The following is a 15,946-nucleotide window of genomic DNA, read 5'->3' on the forward strand; positions in this document are numbered from 1 at the left end:
ATTCATTTGTTGCCCTTGGGTTTGACCGCGCTATAGACTGATCAACGGTTGGCGGCCGTAGATGCCTGTGGCGTAGAGTTAAAAAATCAAGGGGGACAAAAATGAAGAACTTTCCAGCTCAATATAAGGAACTCAATGTATGGATGGAAAAGCTGGGCATGGCCCTACCAGGCCCAATGGCAGGCTTTGCCCAGCTCCATGAAAAAACCCTTGAGAAGGGCGCACTGGATTCAAAAACAAAAGAACTTATTGCCCTTGGCATTGCGATCACTGTGCGATGTGATGGGTGTATAGCGTACCATGTTCACGACGCGATGAAATCCGGCGCTTCCGAAAAAGAGATTGCTGAAACAGTCAGTGTTGCCATCCTGATGGGTGGCGGGCCTTCAGTGGTTTATGGCATTGAGGCCATGCAAGCCGTGCAACAATACAATGAAGTGGGATTGTAGTCTGACCTAAATGTTTGTTTCTGGCGGACGGGGTGTTGTTGGGCCTTTTGGAGTCTTTTGTTTTGTCGGCTGAGTACCATCAGCATCGATAGTTCGTGCGGACTCAAAATCAAAGGCCTCTGGGAGTGAGGCCATCTGTTGGGCTTCTAATTTCAGGCGTCGGCGTTTCCATAGTTGGGCATGGTTAAATCGGCCAATTCGGTCCGCAGCCGAGGCGTAGGTGGGGGCGGGAAATAGTTCAGTCCACTGTAAATCGCTCATTCCAGAACTCCTTTTTGCACCGCTTCTATGCTGTGATGCAATGCGTGGCAAGTGGTTCCGGGCCGAATGAAGATTTTTTCACGTATCTAACTAGATCGCATTAGTGAATCTTACCAGCTGTGCGGCCAGGGAGGCATCGAAACTGGCGTGGCCAGCATCGGGCACAATGGTCAGCTGAGATTTTGGCAGGGCCTTATGCAGGTCCCAGGCGCTTCGAACCGGGGTGATCACGTCATACCGGCCCTGGGCAATATTGCATGGGATGTCCGCAATGGGCTGCACATTCTCCAAAATCCAGTTGTCCGATTCGAAAAACATCTTGTTCTTAAAATAGTGGGGCCCAATGCTGCCAAAGCTTCGATAAATTCGGGGATCATCAAACGCTTTGATCAACTGAGGATCTGGAAGAAGTTTGGCCAGGCTCAGTTCCCACATGGTCCAGGATCGCATGGCCGCCAGGCGAACCTCTTCATCAGAGTCGGTGATGCGCTTGTGATAGGCATCAACAAGGTTTCCCTGTTCATTCAATGGGACATGATTTTTAAAAGTCTCAAACTTATCTGGATAAATCTCACTGGCCCCATATTGATAGAGCCATTTTACCTCAAAGTCGCGGCCCAAAAATATACCCCGAAGCTGCAATGTCAAAACACGATCTGGATGTTTGATGGCATAGACCAGCGCCAAGGTGCTGCCCCAACTTCCGCCGAACACATGCCATTTTTCAATGCCCAGATGTTCTCGTAAACACTCGATATCATCGACGAGATTCCAGGTGGTGTTCTCTTTAAGCTCGCTATTGGGACGGCTCTTACCTGCACCCCGTTGGTCAAAAAGCACCACATGAAATTTTTTTGGATCAAAAAATTGCCTGTATTCATTAACGATACCGGCCCCAGGGCCACCGTGTAGAAAAACAATGGGAATGCCGTCTTTATTGCCCACTTGTTCGTAGTAAAGAGAGTGCAAGTCTGAAACTTTCAAATGTCCTACAAAAAATGGGTCGGTGATTTTATGGATGCTACTATTCACATTGCGCCTTTTTATGACTGCTGTCCAATTCCGTAATATTCAAATCCGGCTTCCTTCATCGTCGACGGATCAAACAAGTTACGGCCATCAAACAGGATGGGGTTTTTCATAAGTTTTTTAAGTTCGGTAAAATCAGGAGCTTTGAATTCATTCCATTCGGTGACCAAAACCAGGGCGTCAGCATCTTTTGCGGCCTCCATGGCTGTGGCTGCCACAGTAAATTCGACCTCACAAGCGGCTTGGGCGTTTTCGCTGGCCACGGGATCATAGGCCACCACCTCGGCACCCTTTTCAACCAGGCTTTTTATCAACTGCAATGAAGGGGCTCTCCGAACATCATCTGTGCGGGGCTTAAAGCTCAAGCCCCACAGTGCGACCTTTAAACCCTTTAAACTGCCGAACCTTTCAAACAACCGCTCTGCCAAAATGGCTTTTTGGCGCTCGTTCACATCATCAGCTGCTTGCAATAAAAGTAAGTCAAGTCCGTGAGTTTTACCCGTCTGAATCAGGGCTCGTACATCTTTAGGAAAGCAGCTACCGCCATAGCCAAGTCCCGGATAGAAAAACGCCGGATTAATTCGATTGTCCGAGGTGAACCCTTTGCGAACCTCAAAAATATTCGCGCCCAATTTGTCTGCCAGCAATGAAAGTTCGTTTATAAAACTGATTTTCATCGCCAGAAAAGAATTAGCTGCGTACTTGGTCATTTCCGCTGAGGTGTTATCCATAAAATAAATGGGTGCATTGCTGTTTTTTAAAAAAGGCTCGTAAAGTTTCTGCATTAAATCCCGAGCACCTTGGCTCTTACAGCCAATCACCACCCGGTCGGGATGTAAAAAGTCGTTCACCGCCTCACCTTGTCGCAGAAACTCGGGGTTATTTACAATTTCAATTTCTGCACTGGCATGATCCCGGCAAAAGGCTTCGCATTCTTTGGCCGTACCGATGGGCACGGTGCTTTTCAAGACCACGTATTTCTTTTTTGTGGCACTTTTGCAGATTTCTTTGAGTACATGAAAAGTGGCCGTCATATCAGCACTGCCGTCAGGCATCTCTGGAGTGCCTACTGCGATAAATACTAGATCTGATTTTTGCACGGCCTCAGCAATGCTACCAGTAAATGCCATCCGTGCAAAATTACGCTGAAAAAGATCGTTAAGACCTGGTTCATAAAAGGGGAGTTTTTTATCTTTAAGTTTATTTAGTTTTTCTGGATTAGAATCTACACAAGTTAACTCATTGCCGGCATCTGCAAAACAAACACTCGCCACCAGGCCCACGTAACCTGTTCCAATAACTCCCACTCTCATTTGCTATCTCCCTCGGAAAAAACCACCTTGCAACAAAAGCTATCACAGAGCGGCATAGGGGTCTACCAAAGAGCCGAACAGTCTCACAATGTTTAAATATCAACAAATCTTGTTTTCAACCGTGAAAAATGACGTGGGTTGTGTGCAACAGAATGTTGCAGGGCGGTAGTTGTCGTTGTTGCTGGGAGCAGACAACTTAGCTAGCCTATCGACATGTGTGCGCAGTTCATTGTTAAAGGACACCTTAAGGATCTTGAAAAATTTTACGGAATAAGTGTGCCAGAGACTTGGTCGAAATCAGTGAATGTGCGAGTTCTTCCCCACCAACAAGCGCCAGTGATTGTGGCTAGTGGTGAAGCCTTGAATCTTGTATCTATGAGTTTTTCATTGATCCCCTCGTGGTCAAAAACGCGTCGAGTTAAGTTTGCCACACACAATGCTCGATTAGAAACGGTGGCTGAAAAGCCCACTTGGCGACGGCCTTTTGCTGAGGCCCACTGTGTGGTGCCAATGACATTCTTTGTCGAGCCTATCTATACCGGAGAATATGCTGGGCACATGGTGGCATTTTCAGAAAAACAAGAAGCTTTTCTACTGGCAGCTGGTGTATGGGATAGTTGGGTGGATCCAGAGACGGGGGAAGTTTTAGATTCTTTTGCCATTCTTACGGATACGCCAAACGAATTTGTTGCCCACACAGGCCATGATCGAATGCCGTTGTTTCTTGATCCATCGCATGTACCGCTGTGGTTAAAGGCAAAGGATAAGGCGCCCGGTGATTGGCTGAGCTTTTTAAAAGCTCATAGGGCGACATTGGGGATGAAGGTCAAAAAGGATCGAGCCATGCGCCCGGGGTGGGAAAAGCGGGCGTAGGTCCATGCACAATTGAGGGGGGAAAATGTTAGTTAAAAATTTATTGAGTTTTGTTTTTGTGGGGCTTGCTTCCACCCAGATGGCCGTGGCTTCCATTGATGCCGATACGATTTACGATGGACACCGGGTTGAGCCACAAAGCCTAGATAGTGTGATCGAAAAGATTCAGCCAGGAACTGTGGTGGTGCTCAGTGAATACCACGACTCTGTGGATCACCATAAAAAACAAGCATTGTTTTTACATCGGCTGGCCGAGGCTGGGTTTAACGTTAGCGTGGGTATGGAATTCATCGGCTACCCTTTTCAAAAACAGGTCGATGATTTCTTGGCTTCAAAAATCACTGAAGACGAGTTTTTAAAAGCCATTTTGTGGCCCGGAAACCCCTTCGAATTTTATCGTGAATTGGTGTTATTTCCGGCCCATCATTCGGGGCGAACCCTCGGGTTAAATGCCCCACAGTGGTTATCTAGAAAAATCAGTCAAGGGGGTTTTGAATCACTAACTCCTGAAGAGAAAGAATTCATGCCTCCTAATTTTGAGATGGGAAATGATCTCTATTATGAGCGGTTCAAAGAAGCTGTGGGGGGGCATGGTGCCGCTGCCGATGATGAGATTAAAGCCGAAGTGGCCATCAATGAAGAACCTTTTGATGATGGAATAAAATTGCACTCTCAAATGGTGAAGCACTCAAAAAATGAGGATGATAGACTTTATCGCTATTTCATGGCGCAAAGCCTTTGGGATGACACCATGGCATGGCAGGCCTCCTCTTACATAAATGAAAATCCGGATCAAGTGCTAGTGATTATTGTGGGAGACTTTCATAATGTCTATGGGGGTGGATTGCCCGATCGCCTCGTCGCTCGTGGTGTCCAACAGCTTTTGACGATCTCACAAACTCGCCTCTTTGATGATTCAAAGGCTGACAATTTTGCCAAAGTAGCCCCGCATCCCCGTTATGGTAATCGGGCTGATTATGTTTGGGTTTCAGAGTAAGCGTAGATAGTCTGAAAGCGGCACCTGTTTGAGCCAGAGCACTCACTGTCGCTTTCAGGTTAGTCCAGATCGACGATGGTCATCTGTATTTTGCCGTCACTGTCCCGGTCGGGGCTGACTACGACGTTGGCTGATGAGATCAAGAAACGAATTCTACCCAAGTTATTGTAGTCGGAATCCGAAGCGGGAAGTAGGCGGTGGGAAGTGGGAATGTGAAGATCCGTACTGGGCAGCCCGTGTACATCATTGTTTGATAGGTAGGGAAGGTCATCCGGTAGATGGTCTCGAAAGAGGCCCGACTGGCCGTTTCGAATGCCTAAGTTTTCAAGGCCAAAGCGCAGTTTGAGTTGGTTTTTAAAAGCCTCAAGGTTTTCTAAATAAGTTTCTGCAAGTTCTTGTTTGGTCTCGGGGCTCACTGATCGATCAACCATAAGGCTGTGCAGGTTACGGCCTTTCACATAACTGAGGTGCAGGGTTCTTTCGTCAGGTTGTCCCAATAGTCGAACAACGGGCATGGCAAAAGACCCATGTCTTTGCCGCGAAATTTCTAAGACACGTAAAAAAGCGCGGGCCGGTGGCAAGGTGTGTTCTTTCCAGTAGGTCTTCTCGGCCATAATGGTTTTAGGATTGTTGCGTTCCATGATTTTAAACACTTGACCATATTGACCCCGGCCGAGCGGGGCGCGCTCCTTGCGAGTGATGTGAAGATAGCTTGATAATGAGGTTCGCGGCTCTTTATGGGCATAGACATTCTGTCCCGCCATCAAGGCCATGCAGTTCAAAGCGACGCCAAAAGCGGCCGCAGAGGGCAAAAACCCGCCGCAGAGTCCTAATAGACACAGTGTCCAACGAAATGGTCGCATAGGGGCGCTTCATGCACCTAATATGCCAGAGGTTGAATTTCGCTTACCACCGAAGCCAGAGCGCATTTCCACGGTAAAACCGCTCTTTAAAAGGGATCTTTTAAGGCTCCCCGTGGCTGCATAGGTTGAAAAAATGCAATGTTTGTCTGCAAAATCTTCGAAAAATCGTATAAGAAATTCCTCATTCCAAAGCTCGGGTGACGTTTTTGAGCTAAAAGCATCGTACAAAATGCAATTGAATAAGTGAGGCGGGCGCGTCGAGCCGGTCAGGGCGCCGCCCGGAAGCCAATGTTCGCCTTTTTTCATTTCAAGAAGCCACTGGCGAATGGCCTCTGGGTTGACATAAAAATGCTCGGAGACTTTTTGTAGAACGATCTCATAGGCCGCGGTGAGATCAGGAAATTCGCTTTTTTCTTCAGACAACCATTGGACAAAATTATTCGTGAGCCAGGCTTCGCTTTCAAAACTCTGAATTTTGACTTTCTCATTTGGCGCAACTTGAAGCGAAACCATGTAGCCAGAAAGTATTAACTCATTGTATCCGAGCCCAAGACCCACCGACATAAAATGCAAGGGCCATTGTTTTGTCACACAAGTCCGCATGGCCTCCCAGTAGATGTAAAGACTTTCAGAAAAAGCCCCTTCGCGATTGTGCATGGTTTCGTTTTGATCTTCGATACGACCAAACTGTAGGGTTGGACTGCCGTCGGCAGTGAGGCTGACACAATATTGAGGCACAGTTTCTATTTCCAAAAATCAATGAATGGAAGAAAAGGCCCTATCTAGAGGAGAAGCCTGGCTAAGGCAAGGCCTCTTTTATAACAAAAATCAATTTGTCGACTTACCAGTTTTTCACAATCACTTGGCCTTTATATACATACTCCCTCAGTACCACATCGGCGGAGTACTCGCACCAAACAGCAAAAACTTTGTCTTCATGCACTTGGTTGACCGTGGCCAGCGCCCAGCTCTGGCACTTCTCGCGTAAGGCATTCTTGTCGGAACCGGATCGGAAAACCATTGAAATTTCTGGCATTCCCGAGAATTCCGGATGTTCCCCTTGTTGAACCACAGGAATATCGCTGACCGTTTTGATTTCGTTAACAGATGGTGTGGGCCAAGTAAATGCGGTGAGCGCAAGAGTGGCTAAGAAGTAGAGTCCGATTTTCATGATTTTCCCCTCCCTGGAGCGTCTATATTTGAAAAAACTATGGACTATAAAAGATTAAGATCTTGCCAGGCGTAACTCAAGGCAAATCTAGGCACAATAACGACCTGGGATTGGGCAAGCTCTTGCTATTTCACCGCAGACTAGATAACTAGGTGGCATGCTTACCGACGACCTGTGGCGGGGATTGCCCTATTTTCCTATCAGTCAGTACTATCAAAGTAAATTTGGAACCAAGGTTCACAAAATACCTGTGAGCGTGGCAGAGACGTGCCCCAACCGCGAGGGGTTGCGGGGGATGAAAACCTGTAATTTTTGTGATGCCTGGGGATCTGCGGCTTACCCGGATGTGCGAGAGCAAGATTTAAAAGATCAGATTTTAAATAATAAAATGCGAGTACAAAGCCGAGCAAAAGCATCAAAATTTTTGGTCTACTTTCAAGCTTATACTAATACTTTTTCAAAAACAGAGCGATTGAGGCAACAGTTTTCTGTGGCCAGCGAGTTTGAGGATGTAGTTGGGTTTGTTGTGGGAACTCGTCCGGATTGTTTGTCAGATAATGTTTTTGATCTGTGGAATGAATATGGTGAGAAAAAATATTTGGCCGTTGAGCTTGGCGTTCAGACATTTGATGAAGATCAGTTGATTTGGATGCGACGAGGCCACACAGCAAAAAAATCAATGCAAGCCATTGAGCGCATTGCCCGTAAATGTCCCCGTTTGAGTTTAGGCATTCACCTCATGTTTGGTCTAAAATCAGAAACAGACGAGCAAATCGTCGAGACAGCAAAGTTGGTTTCAACACTTCCTATTGACAACGTGAAGCTGCATAATCTGCACGTACTAAAAGACACTCCATTGGAAGAAGAGTTTTTGCGTGGAGAATTTTGGCCCATTTCAAGAGAAGACTATGCCCGGCGTGTGGTGTTGTTTCTAGAAAATCTGCGCCCGGATATTGCAGTCCATCGCTTGGCGGCCCTGGCAAGCCGGCACGACGAGCTTGTTGCACCGGCCTGGGCGAAGATGAAGATGGAAAACTACCAGTTTATATTGGATGAGTTTTCGCGGCGGGCCACTTTTCAAGGAAGCCAATGTATTTCGGTGGCCGAATTTTCGGAAATTGCGGCACCTCTGGTTTAAACAGGGAATATTTATGAGCTTTATAGAGAGTAAAGATTTTGAAACGAAGACCAGTGGTACAGGATGCGAAGTGGCAGTTTTTGGCGCCGGGTGCTTTTGGGGTGTAGAAGAGATTTTTCGTCAACTGCCTGGTGTTGCAAATACAGTTGTGGGCTATATGGGTGGTGAGCCCAATACTGCCATTTATAGTCAGGTAAAAACGGGGTCCACGGGACATGCGGAGTGTGTTCGTGTTGAGTTTGTTCCCAGTGAGATTACATATGAAACACTGTTGCAGTATTTTTTTCGGCTACACGACCCCACGACAATAAACCGACAAGGAAATGATGTGGGTTCGCAATACAGGTCTGTTATCTTCTACTATGATGATCGACAACGAACAGCCGCTGAGTGGGTCAAAGAACAGGTGAATGATTCAAAAAAATGGCCTAGGCCCGTTGTCACATCAATAGAGCCAGCCCAAGAGTTCTATCTTGCTGAAGAAGAACATCAAGACTACCTCCAGAAATACCCCAACGGGTACAGCTGCCACTTCTTAAGAGATTAGTTTTCGTCAGTCGAGTTCTCAGTCACAAGACTGATAACTGTTAAAGCCTCTTCAGATAAAGGCTGAAAAGGCTGTGCATCCACAGGTCTAATGAAAGCCTCGAAGTTGCGATCATTACTAGGGATTTGTCGACTGGCCTTCTCAACGGTGTTGAGCACAATGGTACCGATTATAGATTCAACATTAAATTTGACGTTATTTCTGTGAGTGTGGCATTGGCCAGTCGTGTCGAGAATAATATGCAATGGAGTAAAATTACCGATGACGTTACAAAAAACGGCACTATCAGATGAGCGTGAGGCCTCTGATTTCGTTTCCTTTTTTTTCTAGGTGAGGTGCAACAGGAATCAAACTTCCTCGGGGGATTTGCGGAGCCTCTCCATCGCGTTTGAGCCACCCCAAGTATTCTCTTTCATTATTGCGACAAATGGCCTGTCGGGTTTTGCCCTTCTCAAAAAGTGTATCGCCAATCACGCGAGCGACGTCGTCTGGGTGTTTGATGGGTTGGCGGCTCACCATGAGGTAAGAAAATGTCAGGGTTTTATTTTGTAGAGGAAGGTGTTTTTCAAGGTCTTTGTACCACGTGGGGAGTTCCACAAAAATTCGGTCGTGGCACCAGTCTTCTTTTGAGTGAATCAAAAGCGGGCAGTGCTGGAGATGGGTGCACGGGGCCCAGATGAACCAGCCCCTATCTATGTAATCTTGGCGAAGTTTCATTAATGCACGGCTTTGTTGTTTCGTTGAGGGCTCAACAAAGAGTAACTGACTGCAGTGTTCGGTCCACTCAGGGAGGTGATCAATTTCATTAAGTGAGTAAGAAAAAAGCCCAAGAGTATTTGGGGATGCCAGAACTTCATCGGGATTGATGCGAGGTTCTCTGAGATTGAAATGATGGAGTAGGGCTTTATGAAACTCCACCGGGCGAGAGTCTTGTTCAAGAGCCGTCCAATGCTCTGTGGATTGACCGGAGTCGAGCCAGGCCAGGTGAGCCGTTCCTGGTCCTGAACCGAAATCAATAGTATTGCTTACATTTGAAAAAAAACCGAGGGATTGGCCCTCGTGGAGCACGGCAGTTAGTCGAAGATAGTTGAGTGGCAAAAAATAGGCAAGATAGGCGGCCTGGTGTCCGGGATGAAGCCAGAGCGTGGAGAGAGCTTGCCGGTCAGCATAGAGGTCAGAGACTTTTTTCACCTGTTGTGCCAGAGCGGCGGGCTTTGCCAACGAATAACCCAATAAATTTAACTGGGTTTCTATGGCGCTGGTATATTTCTCTGGAAAACTGTAAGTGCGTCTATTGTTCATCATAAAAATTCCTGCTAAGCCTCTATACAACCCGCGAGGACAAATGCAAAGGGTTACAACCTTTGTGGGCAATATAGGACCAATATTTTATGGCACAGAAAGAATATGAGATAAAAATTTCTCAAGAAATAGTGAATGTTTGTCGACGATTGCATTCAAAAAACTACTTGGCGGCAGCCGATGGAAATATCAGCTACAGAGTGGATGAGTCTCGTATTTTAATAACTCCCAGCGGGAAACCAAAATTTTTGATAGAGCCAAAAGATATGTCTGTGGTGACTCCGTCTGGCGAAGTTCTCGTCGGCAAACCCTCATCCGAGATGGCCATGCATTTAGAAATCTACGATCGTTGCCCCAAGGCAAAGGCCGTAGTTCACGCTCATCCGCCCACAGCCATTGCTTGGACAGTGGCAGAACCAAAGCTTGAAGAGCTTCCCTGCACGGCCCTCAGTGAGGTGATTTTAGCAACAGGTGGCATCCCTATTGCGCCTTATGCGCGACCAGGTACAAATGAAATGGCCCTGCGCGTGCGCCCTTATTTGCCCCAATCTCGGGTTTTGATTCTGGCCCGGCATGGAGCCGTGAGTTGGGGAGAAAGTCTAGATGAAGCATACATCGGAATGGAGCGATTAGAGCACTCAGCTGAAATCTTAATGAAGGCTAAAATCATGGGAGGAGTCACTGAGTTGCCAGCTGATGAGGTGGATTTCTTGCGCGACTTAAGAAAAAAAATGGGACCAAAGATTTTATGAGAGATTTATTCGCCCTGTCGATTCGAAGAGTGGACGGTCAGCTGTCCATTATAGATCAAACGCTTTTGCCTCATGAAGAGCAGTGGGTGGACATCAATTCGCCAGAGGATATGGTTGCGGCCATTAAGCAACTGATGGTGCGAGGGGCTCCGTTGATTGGGGTGGCTGCCGCGTTAGCATTAGGGGATTTTGCAAATAAGGGCGCGTCTAACGAGCAGTTCTTGAACGCCGCAGAGGAGTTGCGTCGGTCTCGACCCACGGCAGTGAATCTCATGTGGGCCATTGATCGATTGTTGTCGGTGAAACCCTACAGTGCCGACTCCATATTAAGTCTTGCTGAATCGATTTTTGATGAAGATGTACAATTGTGTGAGAAAATAGCTTTAGCCGGGGCGACTCTCCTAGAAGATGGAGATTCAATATTGACCCACTGTAATACCGGTGGCCTTGCCACAGCGGGCGTGGGCACAGCATTGGGTATCATTCAACAGGCCCATCGTCAGGGAAAATCCATTCATGTGTATGTGGATGAAACCCGTCCCCTCCTTCAAGGTGGGCGACTGACAACATGGGAGCTTGAAAAACTCGCTATCCCATACACATTGATTTGTGACAACATGGCGGCCAGTTTGATGAAAGAAGGCAAGATTAGTAAAGCCATTGTGGGATCTGATCGCGTGGCTGCAAACGGAGATTTTGCGAATAAAATTGGAACCTACTCTGTGGCTGTGGCCTGTCAATATCATGGTGTACCGTTTTATGTGGCAGCCCCTTACACGACGGTAGACCTACAGTGTCCGTCGGGTCGGGAAATTCCCATTGAGATTCGGCGCCCTGAAGAAGTTAGGGGAGTAAAGGGTCAGTTTGGCGAGGTGATCTGGGCTCCGGAAAAGTCGAATGTGTATAATCCTGCTTTTGATGTGACACCTTCGGAGCTGGTTTCGGGATGGATTTTTGAACAGGGTGTGTTGTCAAAAGATGATATTAGGTCTGGGCGTTTAGCGCAGCTGAAAGGAGAATAGTGATGTGGGCCATTATTGGTGGATCTGGGTTTGAAAAATTTGATGGATTTGAAGTGATAGAGAATTTAAGCGAAGAAACTCCCTTTGGACGAACCTCTTCGGGTTTAAAACGGGTTCAAGTGGGAGACGTGGAGTGTTTGTTTTTATCGCGCCACGGATCTCATCATGAAATTTTGCCCAGTGAAATTAACTTTCGCGCCAATGTCTATGCTTTAAAAAAATATGGAGCTACAGCGATTCTTTCATTTTCTGCCATCGGAAGTCTTAAAAAAGAACTTAAGCCCGGCGACATGGTTGTGCCCACGCAATACATTGATCGAACTAAAAGTCTTCGAAATCACACCTTTGGTGGCGAAGGAGTAGTGATCCATTGCTCACTGGCAAAGCCTGTTCCTCAGCGACTCGTCGAAGAATTGAAACAGTTATCCCGCGATAAAGATTGGGAAAGTCATTTTGATAAGACCTATGTTTGTATTGAGGGCCCGAATTTTTCGACCCAGGCGGAATCAAACATGTACCGACAAATGGGGGCAGATATTATTGGTATGACAAACTACCCTGAGTTTGCTTTGGCCAGAGAGGCTGGTTTAGCCTATTTACCCTGTTGTTTTGTGACGGACTACGACTGTTGGGACGATGCCATTCCCCATGTGACGCTACCGCAAGTGATTGAAATCATGAGAAACAATAATGGAAAGGCCTTTTTATTGGCCAAAGATGTGGTGAAGATGAGCGCAGAGACAGTCTCTGAGTGTGGAATTATCGACCAGGGTCTGCGGACGGGCCTCATGACGCCCATTGAGCGGGTTCCTGAAAAGCACCGCGAATGGTTGGCCGTGCTTTTGAGTTGAGCAGAAAAATCACCATGGCCATTGACTGGCTGCGAAATATTGTACTAGTTTGCGGCCATTCCATTTAAAAAAAGGGGGGACGTCGTGATCCAAAAATTGCTGTTTATTCTGGTAAGCATTTCGGTTTTGCCGTCATACGGTCGGACGTTAGAGCACTATGAGTATTCATGCTGGAATCCCGATCGGGTTCTTGAAATCACCATGGATGCCTCAGCAGACCCGGCCTGGAAAAAAACCTTTATCAAGATTTTTAACTCAGACGGCACCTATTCTGAACTTGAAATAAAGGGGGTGGCCGGACAGCCCGTCGTCACAAGAAACAATATCTACTATCGGCACTTTGAGTGGCCCACCGGAGTCACAGGCTCAATGACGCTGTACCGCGCCTTTGATAGCCGGGAATCAAGCCCCTCAGCCCACCTTAAGCTTTTAATCCCCTACACAGCAAATGGTGAGAACTACACGCTCACTTCAGAAAATACTTTTTATTGTGAGGGCCGATAGCCCTCACGACTCACTATAAGCGTCGATACTTGGACAAGTGCACACGAGATGCCGATCTCCATAGGCATTGTCCACCCGCCGAATGGGAACCCAAAACTTATGATCTTTAACCCAAGGACGTGGAAATGCCGCTTGTTCTCTTGAGTATGAGTGCGGCCAATCAGAACCCATAAGCATTTCCATACTATGAGGGGCATTCACCAATGGGTTGTCGTTAGTTTCAAGCTTTCCTTCTTCAATGGCCTTGATTTCTTCCCGAATGGCAATCATGGCATCACAAAAGCGATCCATTTCTTCTTTGGATTCACTTTCAGTGGGCTCAATCATGAGTGTGCCGGCCACAGGCCAAGACATGGTGGGCGCGTGAAAACCAAAATCCATAAGCCTTTTGGCCACATCATCAACGCTGACTCCCGCAGATTCTTTAAAAGGCCTCAAATCGATAATGCACTCATGGGCCACCCATCCATTGTGACTTTTATAGAGGACTGGAAAATGGGGCTCGAGTTTCTTGGCGATGTAATTGGCATTGAGTACGGCCACTTGAGTGGCTTTGCGTAACCCCTCCCAACCCATCATTGCAATATAACCCCAAGATATTGGCAAGATGCTCGCACTGCCCCAAGGAGCTGCCGATACAGCAGGAATCCCAGAATCAGGGCCACAGTCCGGGACCACATCATGTGATGGCAAAAATCCAGCAAGATGTTTAGCCACACCAATAGGGCCAATTCCAGGGCCGCCACCCCCGTGAGGAATGCAAAAGGTTTTATGAAGATTTAAATGAGCCACATCTGGTCCAAATTCGCCAGGCTTTGCCACCCCGACCAGAGCGTTTAGATTGGCGCCATCCATATAAACCTGTCCACCGTTGTCGTGAATAACTTTGCAGATTTCACTAATGCCCTCTTCAAACACTCCATGTGTCGACGGATAAGTGACCATCAATGCTGCCAATTGATCTTTGTGTTTGTCGGCCTTGGCCCTTAAGTCTGCAATATCAATGTTGCCTTCGTTGTCACATCCGACAACGACCACGTTCATTCCGGCCATAACGGCACTGGCAGGGTTTGTGCCATGGGCGGATGATGGAATTAAACAAACGTTTCTTTGAGCTTGCCCTAAGCTATGGAGGTATTTTCGAATGACCAAAAGTCCTGCATACTCACCCTGTGAACCGGCATTGGGTTGCAGAGACACGGCAGAAAAGCCGGTGAGATCAGACAGCCAACGTTCCAATTGGTGAATCATTTCAAGATATCCCGTGGCTTGGTTTAATGGAGCAAACGGGTGTATTCCGGAAAATTCGGGCCACGTGACGGGAATCATTTCGCTGGTGGCATTGAGTTTCATTGTGCACGAACCCAACGGAATCATGGCACTGTTCAACGCCAGGTCTTTTTGTTCTAACCGATGAATGTACCGAAGCATTTCTGTTTCGGAGTGGTAGCTGTTAAAAGTGGGATGGGTCAAAAAAGCACTGCTGCGCTGAAGATCTTTTGCCACAGGGGAGGTTGTGGAAGCTGTGAGCTTTGTGACCAATGTCCCTTTGTTGCTGGCTTCGGCAAACAGATTGATCACCTCCAGGGTGTCATCCACTGTTTTCACCTCATCAAAGGCAATGATAAGGTCGTCTCCCACTCGGCCAAGGTTGACTCCTCGAGACTCAGCCAGCGACAAAATTTTCTCAGTGGTTTTTGCATCGGTACTCACACAAACAGTGTCAAAAAACTGGGCGTGCTTCACGGCAAAACCCAGTTTTCTAACGGCTTCGCTAAAGGCCACGGCCAAGCCGTGTATGCGTTGAGCAATGGCTTTGAGCCCCTCAGGCCCATGATAAACGGCATACATGGACGCCATCACCGCCAATAGAACTTGTGCTGTACAAATATTACTTGTGGCTCGTTCTCTTCGAATATGTTGTTCGCGAGTCTGCAAGGCTAGGCGTAAAGCCGGCTTTCCATCGACATCTTTTGAAACACCTATAATGCGTCCGGGTATGGATCTTTTGAATTCTTCTTTTGTCGCCATAAATGCGGCATGGGGGCCGCCAAAACCCATGGGAACGCCAAAGCGTTGGCTGGTGCCCACAACCACATCAGCTCCAAGTTCTCCAGGGGGAGTCAACAAACAAAGAGCCATGAGATCAGCAGCCATTACGACTTTTAATCCAGCGGCATGGGCCTTTTCGATAATGGCAGAGGGGTTTTCCACCGCGCCAGTCAGGCTGGGGTATTGAAGCAATACGCCAAATCCTCCCATTGAAAAATCGAATTGGTCAGGCGGAGCAATACACAATTCAATGCCAAGCGGCTCGGCACGAGTTTGCAACACTTCGATGGTTTGCGGCAGGCAATCAGAGGCGACGAAGAATCTTTTTTGATCTACTTTTCGTTGCACGTTCAGGCAAAGGTTCATGGCCTCGGCGGCGGCGGTTCCCTCATCAAGTAACGACGCGTTGGCCATCTCCATTCCCGTGAGGTCCATGATCATTGTTTGAAAATTGAGAAGAGCTTCCATTCGCCCTTGCGAGATTTCAGCTTGATAAGGCGTATAGGCTGTATACCAGCCGGGATTTTCAAGTATGTTTCTTAAAATAACTTTTGGGGTAAAGCAGTCATAGTACCCCATTCCAATGTAGCTTTTATTCAGAATATTTTTTTTTGCCACAGACCGGGCGAGGCTTAAAAACTCTTCTTCACTCAAGCCGCGACCAAGGTCAGCACGATTTTTCGACAAGATTGATTTGGGCGCTGCATTTTCAATGAGTCGCTCAAGTGATTCGGTTCCTACGAATTGAAGCATTTGCTCCATATCAGAAACACTTGGGCCCAAATGCCGGTCAGCAAAGCTGAGGCGAGGAGAATTTGGCAT

The 15,946-nt window shown here is 47.3% G+C and carries 17 protein-coding genes; 9 read left to right on the plus strand and 8 right to left on the minus strand.

Translation table 11 applies throughout. The features are described from left to right. Positions 1-176: 176 nt before the first annotated feature. On the plus strand, positions 177-449 hold the full coding sequence (locus H6626_14425; GenBank protein ID USN49049.1) for a carboxymuconolactone decarboxylase family protein: 273 nt from the start codon (positions 177-179) through the stop codon (positions 447-449). A gap of 6 nt (positions 450-455) precedes the next feature. Here the strand turns inward: H6626_14425 and H6626_14430 are convergent, their stop codons facing one another. From H6626_14430 to H6626_14440, 3 genes are all read right to left on the minus strand, one after another. After that, entirely contained in the window at positions 456-710 is a 255-nt protein-coding gene (locus H6626_14430; GenBank protein ID USN47363.1) for a hypothetical protein, read from the minus strand. Positions 711-800: 90 nt separating this feature from the next. Then, positions 801-1,742, minus strand: a complete 942-nt coding sequence (gene pip / locus H6626_14435) for a prolyl aminopeptidase (GenBank protein USN47364.1) — start codon at positions 1,740-1,742, stop codon at positions 801-803. A gap of 11 nt (positions 1,743-1,753) precedes the next feature. Then, positions 1,754-3,052 carry a UDP-glucose/GDP-mannose dehydrogenase family protein gene (locus tag H6626_14440; GenBank protein USN47365.1) on the minus strand — a complete coding sequence of 433 codons (1,299 nt, stop codon included), beginning with the start codon at positions 3,050-3,052 and terminating at the stop codon, positions 1,754-1,756. A gap of 213 nt (positions 3,053-3,265) precedes the next feature. On the opposite strand from H6626_14440, the gene H6626_14445 reads away from it, so the two are divergent. Together H6626_14445 and H6626_14450 are read left to right on the plus strand one after the other, a co-directional pair. Next, positions 3,266-3,925, plus strand: a complete 660-nt coding sequence (locus tag H6626_14445; GenBank protein USN47366.1) for an SOS response-associated peptidase family protein — start codon at positions 3,266-3,268, stop codon at positions 3,923-3,925. Positions 3,926-3,950: 25 nt separating this feature from the next. Beyond that, positions 3,951-4,922, plus strand: a complete 972-nt coding sequence (locus H6626_14450; GenBank protein ID USN47367.1) for a ChaN family lipoprotein — start codon at positions 3,951-3,953, stop codon at positions 4,920-4,922. A gap of 59 nt (positions 4,923-4,981) precedes the next feature. Here H6626_14450 and H6626_14455 read toward each other — a convergent pair whose 3' ends face one another. The 3 genes from H6626_14455 to H6626_14465 all read right to left on the minus strand — a co-directional run bounded on the left by H6626_14455 (position 4,982) and on the right by H6626_14465 (position 6,956). After that, complete coding sequence (locus H6626_14455) at positions 4,982-5,785, minus strand: hypothetical protein (protein USN47368.1); 804 nt, start codon at positions 5,783-5,785, stop codon at positions 4,982-4,984. A 9-nt stretch (positions 5,786-5,794) separates the two neighbouring features. Further along, on the minus strand, positions 5,795-6,523 hold the full coding sequence (locus tag H6626_14460; GenBank protein ID USN47369.1) for a hypothetical protein: 729 nt from the start codon (positions 6,521-6,523) through the stop codon (positions 5,795-5,797). 103 nt (positions 6,524-6,626) lie between these two features. Continuing rightward, positions 6,627-6,956, minus strand: coding sequence for a hypothetical protein (locus H6626_14465; GenBank protein USN47370.1), 330 nt, complete (start codon positions 6,954-6,956; stop codon positions 6,627-6,629). 157 nt (positions 6,957-7,113) lie between these two features. On the opposite strand from H6626_14465, the gene H6626_14470 reads away from it, so the two are divergent. Next, the gene (locus tag H6626_14470; protein ID USN47371.1) at positions 7,114-8,094 is read left to right on the plus strand and encodes a TIGR01212 family radical SAM protein; all 981 of its coding nucleotides are present in this window, start codon (positions 7,114-7,116) and stop codon (positions 8,092-8,094) included. Continuing rightward, positions 8,009-8,641, plus strand: a complete 633-nt coding sequence (msrA, locus tag H6626_14475; GenBank protein ID USN47372.1) for a peptide-methionine (S)-S-oxide reductase MsrA — start codon at positions 8,009-8,011, stop codon at positions 8,639-8,641. Before H6626_14470 ends, msrA begins: the two co-directional genes overlap by 86 nt. A gap of 285 nt (positions 8,642-8,926) precedes the next feature. Here the strand turns inward: msrA and H6626_14480 are convergent, their stop codons facing one another. Continuing rightward, positions 8,927-9,946: a hypothetical protein gene (locus tag H6626_14480; GenBank protein USN47373.1), complete on the minus strand. Its 1,020-nt coding sequence runs from the start codon at positions 9,944-9,946 to the stop codon at positions 8,927-8,929. 86 nt (positions 9,947-10,032) lie between these two features. On the opposite strand from H6626_14480, the gene H6626_14485 reads away from it, so the two are divergent. The 4 genes from H6626_14485 (at position 10,033) to H6626_14500 (ending at position 13,072) form a co-directional block, all read left to right on the plus strand. Further along, positions 10,033-10,695 (plus strand): class II aldolase/adducin family protein, encoded by a 663-nt coding sequence (locus tag H6626_14485; GenBank protein USN47374.1) that lies wholly within the window; start codon positions 10,033-10,035, stop codon positions 10,693-10,695. After that, the gene (gene mtnA, locus H6626_14490) at positions 10,692-11,717 is read left to right on the plus strand and encodes an S-methyl-5-thioribose-1-phosphate isomerase (protein USN47375.1); all 1,026 of its coding nucleotides are present in this window, start codon (positions 10,692-10,694) and stop codon (positions 11,715-11,717) included. Before H6626_14485 ends, mtnA begins: the two co-directional genes overlap by 4 nt. Before the next feature lie 2 nt (positions 11,718-11,719). Then, positions 11,720-12,568: an MTAP family purine nucleoside phosphorylase gene (locus tag H6626_14495; GenBank protein ID USN47376.1), complete on the plus strand. Its 849-nt coding sequence runs from the start codon at positions 11,720-11,722 to the stop codon at positions 12,566-12,568. An 84-nt stretch (positions 12,569-12,652) separates the two neighbouring features. Continuing rightward, a complete protein-coding gene (locus tag H6626_14500) occupies positions 12,653-13,072 on the plus strand; it encodes a hypothetical protein (GenBank protein ID USN47377.1) in 420 nt (139 codons plus the stop codon). 3 nt (positions 13,073-13,075) lie between these two features. Here the strand turns inward: H6626_14500 and gcvP are convergent, their stop codons facing one another. Further along, positions 13,076-15,946, minus strand: a complete 2,871-nt coding sequence (gene gcvP / locus H6626_14505; GenBank protein ID USN47378.1) for an aminomethyl-transferring glycine dehydrogenase — start codon at positions 15,944-15,946, stop codon at positions 13,076-13,078.

The sequence above is a fragment of the Pseudobdellovibrionaceae bacterium genome (genome assembly GCA_023898385.1).
GTDB lineage: Bacteria > Bdellovibrionota > Bdellovibrionia > Bdellovibrionales > UBA1609.